The organism is Pseudodesulfovibrio cashew, from assembly GCF_009762795.1.
In the GTDB taxonomy this organism is placed as follows: domain Bacteria; phylum Desulfobacterota; class Desulfovibrionia; order Desulfovibrionales; family Desulfovibrionaceae; genus Pseudodesulfovibrio; species Pseudodesulfovibrio cashew.
Genome location: NZ_CP046400.1, coordinates 1051476 through 1071671 on the forward strand (window position 1 = coordinate 1051476; position 20196 = coordinate 1071671).

A 20196-nucleotide genomic window follows, 5' to 3' on the forward strand; every position below is an offset into this window, starting at 1 on the left:
TTGATTTCCTTATGGATTGATACACGCCGCCCGGAGTCTCCGGGCGGGCTTCTCGAAGATTCCCGCTAGGCCAGCTTCTCCCGAATCCGCGCCACGAGTTCGTCCGCACCCTTGCCCACGCCCACCAACTCGATGGCGCTCGGCCCGGTTGCTCCCAGACCTATCTCGGCCGCGCGCCTGATCTGCTCCTGGTCGAAGACGCGCCCCTGCTCCACCTCCGGGGTAGTCCCGTACAGACGCAGGACGGCCACGCCCACGGCGTCCACGGCCACAGGGTCGTTCCCGGCGATGATCAGGCCCGGGGAGACCTCCTTGCCCGCGTGAGGCCCGCCGGAGACAAAGGCCTTCATGGCATCCATGACGATGAGGTCGCTGCGCACCGCCTGGCCGATCTCGGCGATCATGGACCGCTGCCGCTCGGACGAGTGCAGTTCGGTCATGTAGTTGTAGCCGTCGTCCGGGTCGCTCTTGGCCACCGCCCCGACCATATTCTTGAGGGAAAGGGTAAAGTGCCCGCCGTACTGGTGGGTCTTGAGGCAGCAGGTCTGAACCACCTTTGCGGCCTCCACGAAGGGACGGGCCACAAGGAAGCCCCGCTGCCAGTGGGAGTGCCGGGGCTGACGGTAGACGTAGTCTCCGCCGCCCAGCTCATCGAGGATGACCTTTTTCACATCGTATTTGGTGCAGAGTTCCGCCGCGCCCATGGCCTTGAGCACATGGCGGGTGTCGCCCATGCCGCTGCGTTCGGCCAGAGTGAGGGGGTAGCAGCCCGCGCCCTTGAGGGACAGGATCAGGGTCTCCAGGGTCTCGGGATGGGTGGAAGCAGGGAAGGGATCCGCGCTGTTGTAATTGGCCTTGATGGCCACATCGGCACCGAAGAATCCGGAGAGGTCGAACCACGCCACGGCCTGACGAATGCCCTCGGCCCTGTCCTCCGTCCTGACCACGACCACGGTCGAACGCGCGCGCGAGGCAACACTCCGCCTGGGGATGCCCGCACCGGCAAGAATGCCCGCGCCCAGAGTCAGGATCGTGCGGATACACCGCCGCCGTCCCTTGTCCGCTTCGGATACTGTCATTACTTTTCCTCTCAGTATCTGACATTACGGGGACAATGCGACCGTGTAAAGGGGTTACATATTATAAATGCGGTCAAACGCCCTGTTTCGACGCGGTTTTCAAAGCGGAACCCTTTTGCTAGAAGGGGTGAACATCACCTACAACCCGCAAGCATATCCATGAAAATAGCCGTTATCGGCGGGTACGCCCCGTCGCTCATCAATTTCCGAGGCCCGCTCCTGAAGCGACTGGTGGCCCTGGGCCATGAGGTTCATGCGCTGGCCCCCCTGCACACACCGGATGTGGGGCCCCAGCTCGAGGCCATGGGCGTGGAGTACTCCATGATCCCGCTTGAAAGGCGCGGCCTGAACCCGGTGGCGGACATCGGTTCCCTGCTCCACCTCAAGCAGGTCATGCACCGCATCGACCCGGACCTGGTCCTTTCCTACACCTTCAAGCCCGTTGTCTACGGCTCCATGGCCGCGCGGATGGCCTGGGTCGGGCACAAAAAACGGATCTATGCCCTGATCACCGGACTGGGCTACGCCTTTACCGAGGACAAGGGGCTCAGGCGGCGCATTCTGTTCAACGTGGCCAAGGGACTCTACCGCGCCGGGCTCCGCTCCTGCGACGGCGTCATCTTCCAGAACCCGGACGACGAGGCCTTCTTCCGCAGGCTGGGCGTCATCCCGGAGCACGCCCGGACCACTGTGGTGGGAGGCTCCGGCGTGGACCTGGCCCACTACGCGCAGGCACCGCTGCCGGAAAAACCGGTCTTTCTCTGCCTGACCCGGCTGGTGCGCTCCAAGGGCGTGGCCCTGTTCGCCGAGGCGGCCCAAAGGCTCAAGGCGAAACACCCCGAGGCGATCTTCCGCGTGGCCGGTCCCCTGGAGCAGGGCGGCGACGCCATCACCCCGAAGGAGATCGCCCGCTGGCGCAAGGAAGGCGCCCTGGAGGTCCTGGACGGAGTGGACGACGTCCGTCCGCTCCTGGCCGGAGCCGGAATCTACGTGCTGCCCAGCTACTACCGGGAGGGCACTCCGCGCTCGGTGCTGGAAGCCATGTCCATGGGCCGGGCCGTGATCACCACGGACGCGCCCGGCTGCCGCGAGACGGTGGTCGAAGGGGAGAACGGATTTCTCGTGCCGGTCCGCGACGCCGACGCCCTGACCGAGGCCATGGGCAAATGCCTGACCGACCCGGCACGGGTGGCGTCCATGGGCGCGGCCAGCCGCAGGCTTGCCGAGGAACGATTCGACGTGGAGAAGGTCAACGACGACCTGCTCCGCTTCATGGAGCTCATATGAAGCGACTCCTGGATATCGCGCTGGCCTTGCTGGCCCTGCTCCTGCTCTGGCCGGTGCTCCTGCTCGTGGCCCTGCTGGTCCGGCGCAAGCTCGGCAGCCCGGTATTCTTCCGCCAGACGAGGCCCGGCCTGAACGGCGTCCCCTTCGAACTCGTCAAGTTCCGCACCATGCGCGACGCCGTGGGGCCGGACGGAGCCCCCCTGCCCGATGGCGAACGGCTGACCCCGTTCGGGCGGTTCCTGCGCTCCACCTCCCTGGACGAACTGCCCGAGCTGTGGAACGTGCTCAAGGGCGAAATGTCCCTGGTGGGGCCGCGCCCGCTGCTCATGCAGTACCTCGGCCGCTACTCCCCCCGCCAGGCGCGCCGCCACGAGGTCAGGCCCGGCATCACGGGCTGGGCCCAGGTCAACGGGCGCAACGCCATCTCCTGGGAAGAAAAATTTGAACTCGACGTCTGGTATGTAGACCATCAATCGGGTATGCTGGATTTGAAAATCCTCTGGCTGACCGTCCTCTCCGTTTTCAAGCGGGAAGGCGTCAGCCAGTCCGGCCACGCCACCATGCAGGAGTTCATGGGCAGCGAAACGCCGGAAGACTGACCCAGACTGGCGGATTCGCCGCCACGCCGCAACCGTTTCACCCAGGAGGTGCCCATGAATGTCTCGAAGATTCTCCTCCCCGTCGACGGCTCTCCCCACTCCGACGCCGCAGCCGGAATGGCCATCGAACTCGCCCAGGACAATAACGCCTCCGTGGTTCTGCTCCACGTGCGCAAGGCCGTGCCCACCGGCCTGGGCCAACCCAACGCGGACGAACTGCTCAAGCTCCTTACCGACGGGGCCGAGGCGGTCATAGAGCACTACCAGGCAAGGCTGGAAGACGCCAAGGTGGATCATATTGACCTGATCGTCGGCGGCAACGTGGGCGAGGTCGTCGCCAACGTGGCCCGGGTGGAAAAGTGCGACCTCATCGTCATGGGCTCCAAGGGCAAGTCCGACCTCGAAGGGCTGATCCTCGGCTCGGCCACCCACAAGGTCCTGCACACCACCGAACTGCCGGTGCTGGTAGTCAAGTAACCTGCTTGACAATCCGGGGGAGGGGGAAGCCCTTCCCCCAAGCCTACCTTACTATATACCGTTTCTGTGGAGAGCCTTTATCTAAGCGCCGTCGACTCACTCCTTGAATCGATTCCAATTGTGCCCGTACGTTGCGCATCGCGTTGAGGCAGCCTTGCGATTGCAAGCCGGTATTTCACAATGGCTGTATAGGTTGTTCATATAATGAATTCGTGGCATATGATTACCACGATAGTATTTGTCAGCAGCTATGCGCGAAGAGAATATGAATATGAGATTATTTTGGATTGACGCAGTAAGGGTTTTCGCCATTTTGTCTGTCATTGGAATTCATGTCTCGGCTCCTGTCTTTAAGCACACAGAAGTCGGGGCCGCAACTTGGTGGATTGCGGACTTCATCAATTCGTTCAGCCGCTTTGGTGTTCCATTGTTTCTCATGATTTCCGGTAGCCTGTTGCTTGGAAAAGAATACGATACCTTGGATTTTTACAAAAAAAGAGCGTTACGATTACTTTTTCCACTGGTTTTCTGGACAGCCTTTTATCATCTTGGGATCAATTTCTTAAATGGTAGGGAACTGTTCAGGCTGAAAGATATCTTTTTTTTAATTATAAATAAGGGTGGATTTTACCACCTCTGGTATCTTTACGTATTTTCTCTAGCGATGTTGTTCGTCCCATTTGTAAATATGATCATAATTGGGAAGAAAGCAACAAGCAGAGACTACTACGTACTAATCGCTATTATCGTCATATTTTCGATACTTTTACAGTCAACCTTGATTCTTCAAGTTGTAAAAAATATCAAATTCAACTGGTATATTTCATCCATGACGTTTGTTGGGTTAATGCTTGTTGGCTATATTATTTCAAAAAAATATGATACGATAAATTTCAATAGTAAAGTAGCTATCATCATTGTTTTATTATTATCTTTGATTGGTGCCATACTAAATTATACTGTTGCAGTGAAACTAAATATACATAAAGATAATTTTGTAATTATTGCGGGAGGTCCACTAAGCCTGATAATTTCCAGTTTCATCTTTTATGCTTTTGCGAAAGTAGGTGGACATCTCCGCCCTTCAAAACTGCTTTCTTCGATTGCAGACACTAGCTTCGGTGTTTATTTATTACACCCTGCGATAATATTCCTATCCCTGAAGGCTTTCCCCGTTTTAAAATCATTAGGAATAATTGAAATTCCAATTCTCTTCTGCATTACATTCACTATATCCCATTGCACCATCTACTGCATGCGACGAATTACTATTTTCAGATATATCACATGATATTGTGACAAAGCTTGTCTGAAGTCCTAGTGTACTATTGGATTTCAGAGCCTCATCAACAATTTCCGAACAGGGATCGAGGTGGTGAGGAGTCTTACCCGAACCGGGTAATTTTCAAGGATGACAATATCGTGTTATCTGAAGAATACGCAAGTCTTGTCCGTCTTCCCCGCCCGTTGCCGCATCCGGGGCGTCTTTGCCCTTTTTTCCCGCTTTTTTCCTGTGCCATCCGACAAGAGTCGTGTATATTGCCCGTGTCTTCGACAAGGGTATGGACTTGTCGGGCAGCATGCCGTAACCCTTCGCCACACAACAAACTTTTTATGGAGGAGTCATATGAGCATCCCTGTTTTCAACTGCAAGAACGCCGATGACGTGATGAAGGCGGTCAAGGACTACGACGTCAGCTTCATCCAGTACTGGTTCGTGGACATCCTGGGGACCCTGAAATCCTTCCAGATCACGCCCAACGAGCTGGAAGCCTCCTTTGAAGAGGGCATGGGCTTCGACGGCTCCTCCATCCTCGGCTTCTGCCGTATCGACGAGTCCGACATGGTGGCCATGCCCGACCCGACCACCTTCCAGATCTGCTCCTGGCGGCCCGCCGAAAAGCCCGTGGCCCGCATGTTCTGCGACGTGGTCAACCCCGACGGCTCCCCCTTCGAAGCCGACTCCCGCTACGTGCTGAAGAAGATCATGGGCCAGGCCGCCGAGAAGGGCTACACCTTCTACGTTGGCCCCGAACTGGAGTTCTTCCTCTTCGCCGATGACCAGGACACCGAAATCCTCGACGCGGGCGGCTACTTCGACGCCCCGCCCCTGGACCTGGGCAACAACATCCGCCGCGACATCATCTTCGCCCTGGACGCCATGGGCATCCAGGTGGAGTACTCCCACCACGAGGTCGCCCCGTCCCAGCACGAGATCGACCTGCGCTACCAGGAAGGCATGAAAATGGCCGACACGGCCATGACCTACCGCGTGGTGGTCAAGGAGACCGCCCGCAAGCACGGCTGCTACGGCACCTTCATGCCCAAGCCCATCTTCGGTGAAAACGGCTCCGGCATGCACGTGCACCAGTCACTGTTCAAGAACGGCCGGAACGTCTTCTACGACGCCTCCGACGAGTACCATCTTTCCGCCGAAGGCAAGTCCTACATCGCGGGCATCCTCAAGCACGCGCCCGAGTTCGTGGCCGTCACCAACCAGTGGGTCAACTCCTACAAGCGTCTGGTGCCCGGCTACGAGGCCCCGGTCTATATTGCCTGGGCCCGCCGTAACCGCTCCGCCCTGGTCCGCGTGCCCATGTACAAGCCCGGCAAGGAAGCGGCCACCCGCATGGAACTGCGCTGCCCGGACCCGGCGGCCAACCCGTACCTCTGCTTCGCCGTTCAGCTCGCAGCAGGCCTCAAGGGCATGGAGGAGAACTACGTCCTGGCCGACCCGGTCGAAGAGGACATCTTCTCCATGAACGACCGCCAGCTCAAGCGCAACAGGATCAAGGCCCTGCCCGGCTCCCTGTATGAGGCGGCCATGAACCTGAGCCGCTCCAAATTCATGAAGGACGTGCTCGGCGAGCACCTCCACTCCGCCCTGGTGGAGAACAAGATCGCGGAATGGGACGAGTACCGGACCCAGGTCACCGAGTTCGAGCTGGACAAGTATTTGCCGATTCTCTAACCGGCATTGTGTCGACGCCATCGACCGAGGCCCTCCGCAAGGAGGGCCTTTCTTTTGCCTCCGGCGGCCGGGGGGAAGGGGAAGAGGGAACCCTTTGTAAAGGGCTTCCCTCTTCCCCTTCCCCCCGAACCCCCCATCCCCTTCTCCCTCCTAAACTTTTTGGCGCGCCTTCGGCGAATCTGTGCCGGGTCGAAATGGCCCCTCGCATCCGTTCAATTTCTGTCAATGGTGAAAACCCGTCGAATATAATTCCCCCCAATCGATTTGCATCCTTCCTCTTTTTCTTCGCATTTTTCCCCAGTGAATCACCAATAGGAGACTATCGACAGCCTCTAAATTCACCCCTCGCGGTTTGCGCCGGGGGAAGCGGCGGACCTTGTCCGGTACGAAGAAGGGTCTCCCATCCGCTTTCCCTGGCGCAAACCGCCACCCGGCACGGCGGGCGCGGGCGAGCAGTCCGTCCCCGCAAAAGCGGCACGGCCTAAGACCCCGCACGGATTCGAGCGAAGCGAGCAATGGGATTCTCAAGGCCCTCGGCCTTGAGCCGTCGGAGACAAAATCACCCGACGCCGTCGCGAAGCGACACCCAAACCTGATTTCTAATTAATACGCCAATCTTCCCAGAGACTTCAGAATCAGCGTGCAGCCCATGGCGAACATGCCGGTCAAGCCCATGCCGCAGGAGAAGCCCGCGAGCAGGACCGGGGCATAGTGCCGCCACTGGGTGCCGTACTTCTTCAGGAAGTAGAACCGCCCGAGCAGCGCACCGATCACCTCCAGCAGCATGCCGTGGGGTGTGGACTGCCCGAGGCCGCGCACCACGCCGTAGACCAGCAGGACCGGCAGGCCGAGCACGTTGAGCACCGAATACAGGACCAGCCCGAGCCCCAGGCCGGACAGCACCACCGGACCGGACAACGCCTGGAAGAACAGGGAATTGCCTTCGAGTGTCGAGGTCTGCATGAGCAGCGTGTTCAGGGCCTGGAGATGCCACAGCTCCTGGGCGAAGGGATACTCTGGCGAAGGGATGGGCGCGAGCTGCCACAGGAACTGGGAGAAGAACAGCGACGAGACCATGACGATGGGGAAGACGAGGATCTCGGCCTTGATGATGCCGCGCAGGCTGGTGCCTGTCAGCTCGATCTGCCGGAACTGAACCGTGGCCTCGCCGTAGTTGTGGATGGGGATGGGCGCGTACCAGATTTCCAGCCCCTGGTAGCCAAAAAACTTGGCCCCGGCGATGAACGAGAACTCCCGGACCATGGGCAGGGACACGAACTGGCCGGCCACGCCCTCCATGCGTGCGGTGATGTACGAGATCACCGGGGTATACACGAACCCGTAGATCACGAAGAAAATCCACGGGAACGACGGCACCAGCCAGACGCAGAAGGCAATATAGCACAGCGTCGAAAAGACGTAGATGCCGATGGAAACCCAGAAATTGATGTCGCCCCGCCCGGCCGGTGGGTTGAACAGCGCCGAGAAATCCAGTCCGCCCTCCTTCTTGTGGAAGGACTTGAACACGTAGTAGACGCCCACCGCACCGATGGCCAGACCCAGGCCGATGCCGAAGCTCATGTAAAAGTCGAAGTTATTGGCAAAAACAGTCTCGACCGTGGCCATGCCGGGATGCCAGCGGTGCAGGATGCCGTGGGCGTACAGGATCGGGTTGGCCACGATGGTCACGATCAGCCCGAGCAGTCCGCCAATGACCGCCCAGAAAGGCAGGACCATGCCGATGAAGACCAGCCCCAGATCGAACTGGATGCCGGTAGCGACCGCAGGGAGCACGTCCTCGGTGTGCTGGGTCAGTTCGATCCATGGAATGGGAATGAGCCGTATGGGCTCGGTGAACAGCAGCCCGGACAGGGCCGGTAGCAGCACGTAGAAAAATCCGAAGGCCAGCCCGATGACCCCGCCGATGGAGAAAACCCGCCACTTCCAGCCGGTCTTGCGGTCCTCGGTGGACTCGGCCAGGGCCATGGTGCCGAGCGCGCCCACCGGGGCCATGGGGAACGGCAGCTTCTCCACGTCCGATGTGATCCGGTAGAGCGAATAGCCCAACCCGAAATGGTCGATGCGCTGCACCAGTTGCGCGCCCACAAGCAGCAGGATCGGCACCAGCCAGTCCCGGTGCAGGAACGTCCGCTCCAGATACGAACCCGAGCCCAGGGCTGGGGCCACCCATTGCGGGATGAATTCGGTCAGCCCGAGCATGCGCGCCGCGTCGGACTGGACAATGTACTGGTTCCACAACAATCCCTGGAACGGTGAGGCCAGGGCCGCTCCTGCCATATAGTAGAGCAGGAATATTTCCTGTTGTTTCAGATGGGTATAGGACCGCTTGGCGATCTCGGCAAAAAGGATGATCGTCACCCACCGGGCAGCCGGGCCGATGCCCTGCCCGATGACCAGTTGCAGGTACATGGAGCCCGGCATCATCAGGAAACCGATGAACACCGCCCCCACGATCGTCTTCCAGTCAAAGCCCTCCTCGAAATGCTCGGGCGGCTTCATCAGGTCGCGATACTCTTGCAGTTCCTTATCGTCGTACATCCGTTTTCCCCCCGGCCCCCCTCCCATCTCCCCTCCTAAACTTCTTGGCGCGCTTCGCGGGGCAGGTATGGCAGGTCCGGTATGGTTAATTACAATTCATCTCTTCGCATCACTCCGCAAAAGCGGTCAGGGGCAAAAACCCAGAGCGTCTTTTGCTGTCAGTTGCCGCCAAGAAGGCGGCTTCCTCATTCTCTTCCCTCTTGAGGCTGCTCGCCCTCTACAAAGGAAACACGTTGTAACTCTGCCCCGTGAACAGGCCTATGACTGCATAGGCCCCGCCCATGAGAAAATCCCCCAGGACCAGGCCGACAAACAGGTAACGGACCCGGTTGTACAGGCTGGTGCCGCCGTAGTGCAGCACCAAATGGTTGCACAGCCAGCCCAGGAAAAACGGGAACCAGAGAATCTTCATCCCGCCCGAATAGGCGGCCAGGTAGCCGAGCGGATGCAGCGGCCACCAGGGAAATTTGTAGTAGCAGAAGATGAGCAGCGCCATGACCGCCGCGCCCGCGCCCGCGTAGGTGATCATCCACGGGTTTGGGCCCACGGGCTGGTCCACCAGCCGCTGCGCATTCTCGTAGTTGGCCAGCACGGTCCGGGTGGCCCAGTCCAGGCCCAGCTCACGCAGGCCGTACTTGTAGCCGAGGAAGAGCATGGTCACGAAGGCCGTTGCCAGGGCCAGCACCAGCGAGACGCCGATGGCTGCCAGCACCAGGTTGCGCCGTTTGGCCTCCTGCCGGATTTTCGCGCCGTGGAACAGGGTCGGAGCAACGGCCTCGCGCACGTCCAGGAACAGGACCTTCTGCATGACGGCGGTGGCGGCCATGCCTGCCGCTCCGAAAAAGCCCGTGCCAAAGCAGCCCATGAGCGCGTCGGACGGAGCCGCGGTAAGCGTGAAGTACGGCAGCCCGCCCTGGCAGACCAACCGGCTGGTGACCAGCATGACCACCAGAAACATGAACGGCAGCAGCAGGGCCGCCGCAAGGGGCAGGCCGAAGAACCAGCACCAGGCCGCCAGCCCGAGCATGCCCAGGCACAGCCCCCACAGCGGCCAGACCGGCGGGTCCCACTCCCTGGGCGTGATGTCGAACTTGCCTTTGTGCTCGACCACCTCGGAATGGCACGCCGGGCGCAGCATGCAGGTGATCGTTTCCTTGAGATGATGGCGGGCCAGCCAGACCAGGAAGAGGAAGAAGACCAGGTAGGAACCTATGGTCTGCGCACCCTCGGGCCGTGCCAGGTCCGGTCCGAGCGTGGTGCCCAGGGCGGCCTCGGGGAGCTGCCAGCCGAGCACGTAGAGCAGGCCGAAGAGCAGGCCGGACAGGATGTAGAAGACCCACATGGAAAAGGATATCTGCCGCGTGGTCAGGAAGGCGAAGCCAACAAAGGCGGGAATGAAATAGAGCTTGAGCTTGTAGAACCCGGAGAACAGCCCGAACTTGGGGAAATAGCTTCCGGCAAGGACCAGGGTCGGCATCTCGGGCACGGACGGGTAATAGAAATGAAGTCCGTTGAGCAGATGCAGCGCCCCGGCAAAGGTCAGCCCCATGAGCAGGTAGCGGTCGGTCCACCAGGACAGGAACAGCTTCTGGTCCAGGGCCTCGCCCATGAGCATGGGCACGCGCAGCAGCGGGAAATGCACCCGCTCATTGACCACCCACTGGCGGCCGAACAGGGACATCAGGCAGATCATGACGAAGAACGCGCCCAGGATGAAGCAGGCCCAGACTGAGAGCACGGGCAGCCAGACGTCCCAGGGGATGTGCCCGAGAACGGCGGTGAAGGACATGTCGCGTCCGCCCTTGAGGCCCTCGAAGAAGGTGTTCACCGCCTGGGCCGAATGGGGGAACCAGGACTCGGGCAGGAGCGGGGTCAGGACCTCGGTCCAGCGGTAGGCATCCTTGGCGAACCGCTCGGGCGCGGTGATGTTGATGAAAAAGGTCTCGCTCAAACCGGCGTAGCCGATGGCCGTGAACAGGACCGTCATCAGCCAGATGACCATAAGCTCCACCCCGGAAAAGAACGGCGGACGGCGGGTCAGGCGCGAGGCCATGGCGTCTATGACGAAGAGCCAGGCCACAATGAAGAATGGGGCCAGAGGAAAATGTCCCCCGCCCAGGGGCGTGTTGTGCAGGACGGTGTTGTTGTAGGGCGTGAACACGCCCAGGAGGAGCCCCAGCACCAGGCCGGTCACCAGCGCCCGCATTCTCAGCCGTCCGTTCATGCCTCATCCTCCTTGTCGGCGTCTTCCATGTGGTCGCTCAGGTCCAGGGCGTACTTGCCCACGGCCTCGTCATCCAGGGAACGCCAGGCCAGGAGCTGCTTGCGCAGGTCGTTGAGGAAAGTCTTATTCAGGGATTCCCACGCCTTGAGCTCGCCCGCCTCGCGCTGCAGGACCACCTTGATCTGGCGGAATCCCTGATACAGGTCCGAGGGACAGAACACGAGCTGGACCTTCTGGCGCACGCCGAAGTCGAACGGGGCCAGCCAGACGCGCAGATCCATGGTGAAGCACGCCTCATCCGGCAGCTCCAGGACGGACGGCGTTCCGCCTGGCAGCGTGTTCTCCTCCAGATCCAGGAAGTTGCAGCGCATGTCATCCGTGCAGAACGAACCGTGGGACACGTCATAGTGCGCGAGGTAGTAGCGGCGCAGGAAGCCGCCCGCACTGGCCATTTCGTTCAGCTTGATCAGGAACGGCAGGATCACGGTCAGGGTATCGCCCTCCGGCTTGGGCATGGTCCAGGACTTGTTCACGTCCGGGATGGCGATCTGCGCCGCCACCTTGGCCGGGTACAGGGCCGAGATAAGGACCACGGCGATGACCAGCACCATGGCTGCCACGCCCGCAGTGGACGAATAGTTGGCGGTCATGCCCTCCCACAACGGTGTCCCGGCCAGGAAGGCCGACGACCCCTGGGCCAGCAGGTAGCCCACCACCACGGAGATGACCGCGAAGGCCAGGGCCTCGGCAATGAACAGGAAGGCCACGTGCGGCGGGGCCAGGCCCACCGAGGTGTAGACCGCGATCTCGGGTTTGCGCTCGTAGACCGAGCCGATCATGGTGTTGAGCACGATGAGGATGGAGATGCCCAGCGGAATCAGGATGTTGGCCATGCCCGAGTAGCTCACCGCGTCGGTTGCGAAATAGAGGGAGGTGCCCTTGTCCGGCCCGTCGGCCACGCCCTTGAACAGGAGCATGCCGAAGCGGTCGCCCAGGTCGCCCGTGGCCTCGGCGCTGCCGGGCGCGGGCTTGACCGCGATACCCTTGAGCTTGCCCGTGGACAGGGAGAGCAGGACCTCCGCCGGGACGAAGATGGTCTCGTAGCCCGGGATATGCTGGTAGCGGGACTCTGCGGCGGCAACGTCCTCGCCGTCTTCCAGGGCCTCGGCCTCCACCTCGGAGAGCTGCGTGGCGGCCTGGTTGGGAAAGACGATGGGGGTCACGGGCTCGCCGTCCAGGTCCGGGTTGTTCCTCAGCCCGTCGTCGGCGAACACGCCCACCACCTTGATCTTCAATCCCCACAGATCGACAGTGTTCCGGGCCGGATCGTCGGGATCGGCACCGAGCTGCTCGGCCATGCGCTCGGAAAGCAGCATGGCCTCCCGCTCGCCTTCGCTGAACCAGCGGCCCTTGACCAGGATGCGGTCCAGGCCCGAGACCTCGGGTTCGCGCCAGGAGAGCCCGACCAGACCGCGCGCCTGGCTCTGCCTGCCGTTCAGGGTCACCGGAATGAGCGGCGCGCGGGACTTGTCCGAGGTGAAGCCCGTGTCGTACCAGGCGCGAGGCGCGACCACGCCCTTGCCCGAGTAGGCGTTTTCCACCACCGAGAGGGCCTCCACCGGCACGTCCTGCCAGTTGAAATACTTGAGCAGCCGTCCGGAGTAGGTGGCCTGGTCGCTGAATCGGGCCCATCCCTTCTGACGCACGGACTTCACCGTGGTGAAGTTCATGATGGTGAAGGTCAGGATGACCAGGGTGACGAAGGTCAGGAAGGTGCGCACGGGCCGCCGCTTGAGGTTGCCCACGCCGAGGACGAAGGCCGCGCCGAAGGCGGCCGCCGGGCTGATCCCGGTCAGCTTGATGTGCGCGCTGCGCTTTTGCAGCTCGACCATCTCACGCTCGAAGCGGAAGAAGATGATCAGCGAGACCAGCAGCGACAGGGCCAAAATGAAGAAGGCGAGGATGACCACCAGCGGCGAATAGGTGAGCTGGAAGGCCGGATGGACCAGGTAGACCACCCCGATGATGGCCGCCAGGAAGCCGCCAAAGGCCATGATGCGCTTCTTGATATCCACGAAGGAGAAGAAGAGGCGCTCCATGCAGTAGGCGAACGGCACGAACAGGGCCACGTAGAAGAGCACGCCCACGAGCACGTCCTTCTGGGTCTTGTCCACGTCGTTGTACACCCGGCTGGCCTTGGCCAGGGAGGAGCGCGCCGCCTCGACGAACTTGTCCCACGTCCGGCTCTCCCGATACTTTTCGGCACGAGCCAGGTCCTCGTCGCCCAGCCGCCGCAGGGTGCGGATGCGTTCGTTGACGATGCCCTTGGACTCCAGGCTGTCGATGCGCGGCCCGAGCAGCGCCCACATGTCGCGCGCGGCGCGGTACTCGGTCAGAGGCACGGTGGGCCACGCCTTGGCCAGGTATCCCAGCCCCTGCGGATGCTTCCGGTCTGCGTTGAGCAGCAGAACCTTCTTCTCGAGCACGGTGTCGGACAATGTCAGCTTGACCGGCGTGTCAGGCTCCAGAAAGAGCGTGCCCAATGTGGAGCTGCGGGTATCCAGACGGCTGTACCAGTAGCTGACCGGCGGAGCCTCGGTGCGGCCGTCGATGAGCACCGGGCGGTAGAGATATTTGAAGGAGCGCGGCTCGAACATGTCGAACACCGTGGTCTGGGTGCAGGCGAACAGGATCAGGTCCGTGGCCTGGACCGCGCGCTTGAGCTTGATCCGGTAGGCGGCCTTGCCGGTCTTGGGCTTGTCGATGGCCCAGTCGGCCAGGCCGGTCTCCTCGTTGAACTTGAAGGCCTCGACCACGGCCTTGTGGTAGCTGACCTTCCTGTTGGCCAGGCCCGGAATGCGGAACTCGCCCGCGGTGTCCACCATGCCGTAGTTGCGGGTGCGCCACTGGAAGGCGAGTACGACCAGGCCGGTGCCCGGGCGGTCCGGGAAAATCTCGCCCTTGCGCAGGAGATTGGCCCGCCCCTCCACGGTGACGAACTGGTTCTTGCCGCGCTTGCCCGCGTTGTCCAGGGGCTGCTCCACCAGGGCGGCCAGGAGCGCCTTGACCAGCGCGGCCTGACGCGCGGCGTAGCCGAAATCGATCCTGCCGGGCCGGTCATAGGGCGTTCCCCAGGCCTGCCGTACGTCATGCACTGTAGCCAGGGTCAGCCCCGGGAACCCGGCCAGGGCCATGGGCTCGCCGCCCAGCTCCGGGCGGTCGGGCAGGTAGGACTGCCAGGCGCGTTTGCCGGGCCGAAGCGTATCCTGGAACAGGGAGGCCGCCTCTGGGTTCTCCTTGCCGAATTGCTGGACCGCGCCCTTGAAGAGCGTGTCCACGGGCCGGAAAAAGGCGGTGCGGTTGACGTCCGGCTTGAGGTTGACGAGCCACCCCTTGTCGAAGCCGCCCACCCCGTCGCCGTGGCTGGAAAGATGAAGGGAGACATGGGCCGCGATGGACCGCTCCCCAATGGCGTCGCGCACGGCCCGGGCGGACGAGACGTCTCCGAGCTGGCCGGAGGCGTCCTCGAGAATGGCTGTCTGGTAGCGGATGACCCGGTCCACGAAGCCGGAAAGGATCGTCCGCTCTTTTTCCGGCAGGGGAAAATCGGAAACCGTTGAGTTGACCCAGTTGAGCCGCTTCAGGGTGATGCGCCGGTCCGCCAGCTGCCGGATGCGCGCCTGGCGCTCGGTCTCGGCCATGCCCATGGCCTGATGCCGCCCCCTGCCTCCGTGCCTGCCGCGTCCCATGCCCATGCTGCCGGGCTCCATGCCCATGGCTCCCGGCTCTCGCATGGGGCCGTGACCCATGAGCCGTAGCCGCATCAATTCGTTGGTCAGCTCGTCCTCGGTATCCCGGACCACGGCCCTGAAGGCCCGCTTGACCAGATCGATGCGGTCCGGGGTGAGCAGGGACTGGTCCAGCCCGTGCATGGGCCGCAGGATTTCGAGCACCCGCCCGGCCTCCAGCACCCGCCGCTCCAGCTCGCCCTTGCGCTTCTTCAGCGCCTTGCCCTTGGTCACCAGGGCCCAGGTGAATTCGCGCATGCCCGCCTGGGCGACGCCCTTGCCTGCCGAGGCCAGCAGGAGTACCGACCGCTTGGGCGGATGGGTCCGGAACCAGGCTGCGGTGTCCATGAGAGCGGCCAGAGACAGTGCCTCACCCGCGCCCGGGGATTCGCCCGCCACCAGGGCGGTGGAGTCATAGGGCGCCTCGATGATCACGGTCTGCCCGGCCAACTCCGGGTCACCACCCTCGATCATGCAGTAGACGTTGTCCCCGCGAACATTGCGCCAGGCCGAACTCGAGGTGAGCCGGGCCATGCCCAGATCCTGGGGCCCCTGGGTCAGGAACGCGGTGCCGAACAGGGTCTTGGCCCGCTCGCGGGAGAGCCAGAAAGTCGGGAAATCCACCGGAGTGAGCTCCAGCTTGGACTCGAAGAGCCGCCTGGGAGCGGCCCCGCCGTCTCCGCCCCGGCCTAGAAAGATCAGGGCGCGCGCGCCGAGCATGGCCGCGTTGTTCCAATTCTTGCCCGAGTCCATGTCCATGAGCACAACGGCCCCTTCCACATCCAGCCCGTTGAAATCACTGATGCGGCCTTCGCCCACATAGAGCACCGGGCCGTCGATGCCCGGAGGAGCCACCGCGCCGGGCGACAGGGCGTTGGAGCGGAGCTGCTTGAGCTCCACGGAACGGCCCTCGTCCGCAAGGGTCAGGGACGCTCCCTGATGCTCGATCACCGGCACGTGGAAGGACTGCCGCCCGATGGTCGCCCGGGGAAAGAGCGAGCGGAACTCGGCCTCGACCATCTCCGCAGCGCGGTATGCGCCCCGGCTGCCGGGAGAGCGGTCGCCCAGAGTGGACAGACGACGCAACAGATCGGCCCCGTCCGCTCCGGCGGGAGAGGCCGCCAGCAGGACGGCCAGGAAAAGGAGGAAATGCAGCCCGCGCCGAACCATGCGCTACGCCCCGTTCCCGCCGGTCTTGCCGTTTGCGGAGCGGCCCGCGAGCTTCTCGCCGATGCCGCCGATGGAAATATCCAGCTCCTCGCGCTTCTCCACCCGGTCGACCATACCGTCGCGGACCCAGACCACACGGTCGGAAACGTTGAGCATCTTGTAGTCGTGGGTGGCAGAGATGACAGTCACTCCGCGCTCGCTGGAGAGCATCTGGAGCAGCTCGATGATCTCCTCGCCGGTGGTCAGGTCCAGGTTGCCGGTGGGCTCGTCCGCCAGGATGATGGCCGGATCGTTGGCCAGGGAGCGGGCCACGGCCACGCGCTGCTGCTGACCGCCGGAGAGCTCCAGGGGCTTGTGCTGGAAGCGTTCGCCCAGCCCCACCAGCTTGAGCAGTTCGATGCCCTTGTCCTGGGCGTCGTCCGCGTTCATGCCGGCGAAGGTCATGGGCAGGGTCACGTTCTCCAGGGCGGTCATGACCGGGATCAGGTTGAAAGTCTGGAAGATGTAGCCGATCTTGCGGTTCCGGAGCCAGGCCAGCTCGTAGGCGTCGAGCTGGGAGATGTCCACCTCGTCGATGAAGACCTTGCCGTCCGTGGGCTTGTCCAGGCCGCCGATCATGTTGAACAGGGTGGATTTGCCCGAGCCCGAGGGCCCCATGATGGAGATGTACTCCCCGGCGTAGATCTCCAGATCCACGCCCTTGAGGGCGTCCAGCTTCTGCTTGCCCATGACAAAGGTCTTTTTCACGCCCACCACGCGGACTATGGTCCGTTTCTCGTCGCTCATACAATCTTCCCTCGACCGCAGGCCCGCGCGGTCGCGTCTTGGTGTCGCGGGTGCGGCGCACCCGCCCTGCTCCCTAGTGTTCCGCCCTGATGGCCTTGATAGGCTCCATACGCGCGGCAAGCAGCGCCGGATACAGCACCCCCACCAGGCTCAGGAAACAGCCGGCCAGGGTGGCCAGCCCCACGGAAATGGCGGCGTCCGCAAGTGAAAGGCCGGACAATGCGCCCAGGCCGAAGCTGACGGTTCCGGCCAGCAGGGAGAACAGGCACCCGGCCAGCGCGCCGATGGCTGCGCCGAGCAGCCCCTGCATGGCCGCCTCCAGCAAAAAAAGTTTGAGGATCATCGAGTCCAGAGCCCCGAGGCACTTCATGACCCCGATCTCGGCGAAACGTTCGGTCACGGACATGAGCTGGGCGTTGACGATGCCAACGGTGCACACAAGCAGTGAGAGCATGACGATCCACCGCTCCTTGGCCGACATGGCCACCGCGCCCCTGGCCAGGTCCACGTCGTAGCCTGCCTTGGAGAGGATGCGGGCCGCTTCCTGCCCGTGCTCGCGGAGCAGCCCGGCGGCCACGTCGAGGTTGACCAGCACGAACGAAAGGAACGACACCGCCAGCACCAGGCTGGACACGGTGATCATCGACCGGAAAAACCGGACCCGAAGGCTCTTGAAGCTGATCTCCAGGGATTTGGAGAAGGGCAGCGTGATGAGCCTGTCAATGGACTTTCGCGACCCGCCCACACCGGTTGCGGACGGCGCGCCGTTGGCGCTCATGGCGTCACCTCGTTTCATTAAGGAACTGATTTTCCACGTCTCCCTACTCTAGGGCAAGGGGCCATCACTGACAAGTTCAAAAGGATGTAGAATACGCGAAAATGGCCTGATCAATGGAGACCTTGGTCTCGTCGGGCCCGTGAGGCTCAATGGCGGGATTGGCGGCCACGGCGGCCAGGCAGCGCTCGAGGAAGGTGAACGCCGCCTCGTTCATTCGCTGGTGATGGAGCATGACCCCCAGCCTGCCGTAGCGCACGGCCTCGGCGATGTCCTCCAGCAACCCGTCCAGCCCCTGGCCGGGGTCGGCCTCCCCGCGCGTGTGCAGGTCCACATTCACCGGGGTGTCGTGCATGCGCCGGGAGAGCTTGACCTTACGCCCTTCCCCCTGGGAGCGCGAGACATTGCGGAACCCGAGCTCCAGGAGCACCTCGGCGGTAACCTCGTCGAATCGGTTCCACGGCGGGGTGAACACCTCGCAGAAGTCGTCGCCCATGATATCCCGGAGGCGGTCCCGGCCACGGGAAATATCCATTCGCTTCTCGTGCCGGGTGCGGTCCGAGCCGAACTCGCTCTTCTTGCCGTATTTCTGGTGATTGACGTGCCGCCAGCCGTGCTGGTGCCAGCACCACAGCCGGTCGTCCCCGGCCCAGGACTTGAGCGTCTCCCAACGCGGCCTGGTCAGCCAGGCGGGGGTCACGGCCAGATGCAGCGGCAGTTGGTAACGGGAGAAGAGTTCCAGCATCCTCCGGCAGTTGTCGCCGGGCACGGCCACGTCGTCCGCGCGGAAAAAGGCCTTGGTCCCCTTGCGGGCCGAGTCCAGGGCCGCCTCCATTCCGGCGCACGCCGCTTCCAGCCGTTCAGGCGGAGCCAGCCAGCAGGACGCTATGGTCGATTTGACTATCATGGTCCGTATAGTCTTAGCATGAAAGCGGGGAGAAAGGCAAAAGGTTGCAAGGTGATGGATTGAGGGCTTGACCGGTGAACGGGGTTCCCGATAACTTGACGGTGAAGGATTGTTTGTTACGACCGACAACGACAATCAAGTTTGGGAATTCAAGTGACGATACAGACGAAAACAACATTCCGAGACGGCTACATTCGGATCACCACCACCGGGACCATGGTCTCCCGCGAGGAGGCCCAGGCCTATGGCGACTTCATCTTCGACTTAGCGCAGCAGCGCGGCACCAAGCTTATCCTGCTGGATGAACGAGGCATGGTGGATGAGGAAGATGCCCTGGACGCCTACGAGGTGAGCGAAAGCGAGACCCTGGCAGAAATGGGCATGGCCGGTTTCCGCATCGCCCTGGTCTCGGCTCCGGCCAACCTCGCCATCAACCGCACCTGGGAGACGATCATGCAGAACCGCTCCATCAATCTCCGCGTCTTCTCCGACATGGAGAGCGCCACGGACTGGCTCACGTCCTGACCTTCAGGACACCTCCCCGAGAGAACTCCACCACAGCATCCCACGGGACAACGGACTCTCTCCCGTTAAGCCACGGCGTCCTCGACACCGCACCAGACTGACCGGACCACGTCGCGAAACTCGCGCAGGGGCGAATCGTAGCCGCTGCCCGCCGGGTAGGATAGACACAACGGGACCTGCAAACGCTCGGGCCAGAGCACGGCCTTGCCCACGGCCTCGAGCCGTCTGCCCTCGTCTTCGCGCAGGATGGCCACGCCCTCGCCCTCGGCCACCAGCTCGCGCATGATGTTCTCGTCCACCGAGTGCCCCACCGTGCACGGCTCCACGCCGAAGGTGGACATGCGCTCGCGCAGGGCCGTGTGGAAGGGGCAACCACGGAAGGTGTATACCCAGGGCAGGGCCGCCAGCCCACGCCAGTCTCCGGGCTTCACCTCCGGGGCCATGGCTGAAGGAATGGCGATGGCCAGGGGAACAGGGGCCACGAATTCGTCATGAATGCCCTCCTCTCCCCACATGCCGAAACGGAACCCCACGTCCATTTCGCCGGAACGCAGGGATTCAGCCGTAAACCGGCTCTGGGAAACGATGAAGGAAAGCTGTGCGCCCTGCAATCTGGAGCGCATCTGCCGGGCCAGTTCGGCCATGCGCAGAAACACGGGGTCGGTATTCAGCCCCACGGTCAGGCCCGTAACCCGGGCGTTGCGCAGCCTGTCCCCCTTGGCCCGGAAGTCCTCCATGGCCTGGATGGCGCTGCGGGCATAGGGCAGCAGGGTCTCGCCCTTGGCGGTCAGGGTCATGCCGCGCGCGTGGCGCTCGAACAGCGGATACTCCAGCTCGTCCTCGAGCAGCTTGATCTGCCCGCTCAGGGCGGACTGGCTTAGGAACAGGCTCTCGGCGGCACGGGTCAGGTTGCCCTCAAAGGCCACGGCCAGGAAACATTGCAGCCTGCGGATGTCCATCACTCCCTCCTTCTCTCTCACGTTCAGATATTCCGATGGCTCTCCCTTGATATCCCTATTTGTTCTTTTGGCCTCTTTCCACGATACATG

Annotated in this window: 14 protein-coding genes; 6 read left to right on the forward strand and 8 right to left on the reverse strand. The window is 62.3% G+C overall.

All coding sequences use genetic code 11. The annotated features are described in order from the left end of the window. Nucleotides 1-65: 65 nt before the first annotated feature. On the reverse strand, nucleotides 66-1079 hold the full coding sequence (locus tag GM415_RS04630) for a DUF362 domain-containing protein (protein ID WP_158946660.1): 1014 nt from the start codon (nucleotides 1077-1079) through the stop codon (nucleotides 66-68). 159 nt (nucleotides 1080-1238) lie between these two features. Between GM415_RS04630 and GM415_RS04635 the strand changes: the two genes are divergently transcribed. The 5 genes from GM415_RS04635 (at nucleotide 1239) to GM415_RS04655 (ending at nucleotide 6413) form a co-directional block, all read left to right on the forward strand. Next, on the forward strand, nucleotides 1239-2366 hold the full coding sequence (locus GM415_RS04635; protein WP_158946661.1) for a glycosyltransferase family 4 protein: 1128 nt from the start codon (nucleotides 1239-1241) through the stop codon (nucleotides 2364-2366). Next, nucleotides 2363-2965 carry a sugar transferase gene (locus GM415_RS04640; protein WP_158946662.1) on the forward strand — a complete coding sequence of 201 codons (603 nt, stop codon included), beginning with the start codon at nucleotides 2363-2365 and terminating at the stop codon, nucleotides 2963-2965. The genes GM415_RS04635 and GM415_RS04640 overlap by 4 nt, the downstream gene beginning before the upstream one ends. 54 nt (nucleotides 2966-3019) lie before the next feature. After that, nucleotides 3020-3442 (forward strand): universal stress protein, encoded by a 423-nt coding sequence (locus GM415_RS04645; RefSeq protein ID WP_158946663.1) that lies wholly within the window; start codon nucleotides 3020-3022, stop codon nucleotides 3440-3442. 271 nt (nucleotides 3443-3713) lie between these two features. Next, entirely contained in the window at nucleotides 3714-4733 is a 1020-nt protein-coding gene (locus GM415_RS04650) for an acyltransferase (RefSeq protein ID WP_158946664.1), read from the forward strand. 336 nt (nucleotides 4734-5069) lie between these two features. Next, nucleotides 5070-6413 (forward strand): glutamine synthetase family protein, encoded by a 1344-nt coding sequence (locus tag GM415_RS04655; protein ID WP_158946665.1) that lies wholly within the window; start codon nucleotides 5070-5072, stop codon nucleotides 6411-6413. Between the two features lie 603 nt (nucleotides 6414-7016). Here GM415_RS04655 and GM415_RS04660 read toward each other — a convergent pair. The 6 genes from GM415_RS04660 to GM415_RS04685 form a co-directional block, all read right to left on the reverse strand. After that, nucleotides 7017-8972 carry an OPT family oligopeptide transporter gene (locus GM415_RS04660; RefSeq protein ID WP_158946666.1) on the reverse strand — a complete coding sequence of 652 codons (1956 nt, stop codon included), beginning with the start codon at nucleotides 8970-8972 and terminating at the stop codon, nucleotides 7017-7019. Nucleotides 8973-9189: 217 nt separating this feature from the next. Further along, nucleotides 9190-11196 (reverse strand): DUF6785 family protein, encoded by a 2007-nt coding sequence (locus tag GM415_RS04665; RefSeq protein ID WP_158946667.1) that lies wholly within the window; start codon nucleotides 11194-11196, stop codon nucleotides 9190-9192. Next, nucleotides 11193-16154 (reverse strand): FtsX-like permease family protein, encoded by a 4962-nt coding sequence (locus GM415_RS04670; RefSeq protein ID WP_158946668.1) that lies wholly within the window; start codon nucleotides 16152-16154, stop codon nucleotides 11193-11195. The genes GM415_RS04665 and GM415_RS04670 overlap by 4 nt, the downstream gene beginning before the upstream one ends. Nucleotides 16155-16157: 3 nt before the next feature. Further along, nucleotides 16158-16940 carry an ABC transporter ATP-binding protein gene (locus tag GM415_RS04675; RefSeq protein WP_158946669.1) on the reverse strand — a complete coding sequence of 261 codons (783 nt, stop codon included), beginning with the start codon at nucleotides 16938-16940 and terminating at the stop codon, nucleotides 16158-16160. A 73-nt stretch (nucleotides 16941-17013) separates the two neighbouring features. Beyond that, entirely contained in the window at nucleotides 17014-17718 is a 705-nt protein-coding gene (locus GM415_RS04680) for an ABC transporter permease (protein ID WP_158950768.1), read from the reverse strand. A 76-nt stretch (nucleotides 17719-17794) separates the two neighbouring features. Beyond that, nucleotides 17795-18622, reverse strand: a complete 828-nt coding sequence (locus GM415_RS04685; protein WP_158946670.1) for a polysaccharide deacetylase family protein — start codon at nucleotides 18620-18622, stop codon at nucleotides 17795-17797. Between the two features lie 153 nt (nucleotides 18623-18775). Here GM415_RS04685 and GM415_RS04690 point away from each other — a divergent pair, with 153 nt between their 5' ends. Beyond that, nucleotides 18776-19147 carry a PLP-dependent aminotransferase family protein gene (locus tag GM415_RS04690; RefSeq protein WP_158946671.1) on the forward strand — a complete coding sequence of 124 codons (372 nt, stop codon included), beginning with the start codon at nucleotides 18776-18778 and terminating at the stop codon, nucleotides 19145-19147. Between the two features lie 65 nt (nucleotides 19148-19212). On the opposite strand, the gene GM415_RS04695 is transcribed toward GM415_RS04690, so the two are convergent. Next, entirely contained in the window at nucleotides 19213-20106 is an 894-nt protein-coding gene (locus tag GM415_RS04695; protein WP_158946672.1) for a LysR family transcriptional regulator, read from the reverse strand. Between the last annotated feature and the right edge of the window lie 90 nt (nucleotides 20107-20196).

What these genes read in the sequence shown, in the direction of transcription:
- GM415_RS04630 (WP_158946660.1), bottom strand. Translation starts at nt 1,079, where the DNA reads ATGACAGTATCCGAAGCGGACAAGGGACGGCGGCGGTGTATCCGCACG.
- GM415_RS04635 (WP_158946661.1), top strand. Translation starts at nt 1,239, where the DNA reads ATGAAAATAGCCGTTATCGGCGGGTACGCCCCGTCGCTCATCAATTTC.
- GM415_RS04640 (WP_158946662.1), top strand. Translation starts at nt 2,363, where the DNA reads ATGAAGCGACTCCTGGATATCGCGCTGGCCTTGCTGGCCCTGCTCCTG.
- GM415_RS04645 (WP_158946663.1), top strand. Translation starts at nt 3,020, where the DNA reads ATGAATGTCTCGAAGATTCTCCTCCCCGTCGACGGCTCTCCCCACTCC.
- GM415_RS04650 (WP_158946664.1), top strand. Translation starts at nt 3,714, where the DNA reads ATGAGATTATTTTGGATTGACGCAGTAAGGGTTTTCGCCATTTTGTCT.
- GM415_RS04655 (WP_158946665.1), top strand. Translation starts at nt 5,070, where the DNA reads ATGAGCATCCCTGTTTTCAACTGCAAGAACGCCGATGACGTGATGAAG.
- GM415_RS04660 (WP_158946666.1), bottom strand. Translation starts at nt 8,972, where the DNA reads ATGTACGACGATAAGGAACTGCAAGAGTATCGCGACCTGATGAAGCCG.
- GM415_RS04665 (WP_158946667.1), bottom strand. Translation starts at nt 11,196, where the DNA reads ATGAACGGACGGCTGAGAATGCGGGCGCTGGTGACCGGCCTGGTGCTG.
- GM415_RS04670 (WP_158946668.1), bottom strand. Translation starts at nt 16,154, where the DNA reads ATGGTTCGGCGCGGGCTGCATTTCCTCCTTTTCCTGGCCGTCCTGCTG.
- GM415_RS04675 (WP_158946669.1), bottom strand. Translation starts at nt 16,940, where the DNA reads ATGAGCGACGAGAAACGGACCATAGTCCGCGTGGTGGGCGTGAAAAAG.
- GM415_RS04680 (WP_158950768.1), bottom strand. Translation starts at nt 17,718, where the DNA reads ATGAGCGCCAACGGCGCGCCGTCCGCAACCGGTGTGGGCGGGTCGCGA.
- GM415_RS04685 (WP_158946670.1), bottom strand. Translation starts at nt 18,622, where the DNA reads ATGATAGTCAAATCGACCATAGCGTCCTGCTGGCTGGCTCCGCCTGAA.
- GM415_RS04695 (WP_158946672.1), bottom strand. Translation starts at nt 20,106, where the DNA reads ATGGACATCCGCAGGCTGCAATGTTTCCTGGCCGTGGCCTTTGAGGGC.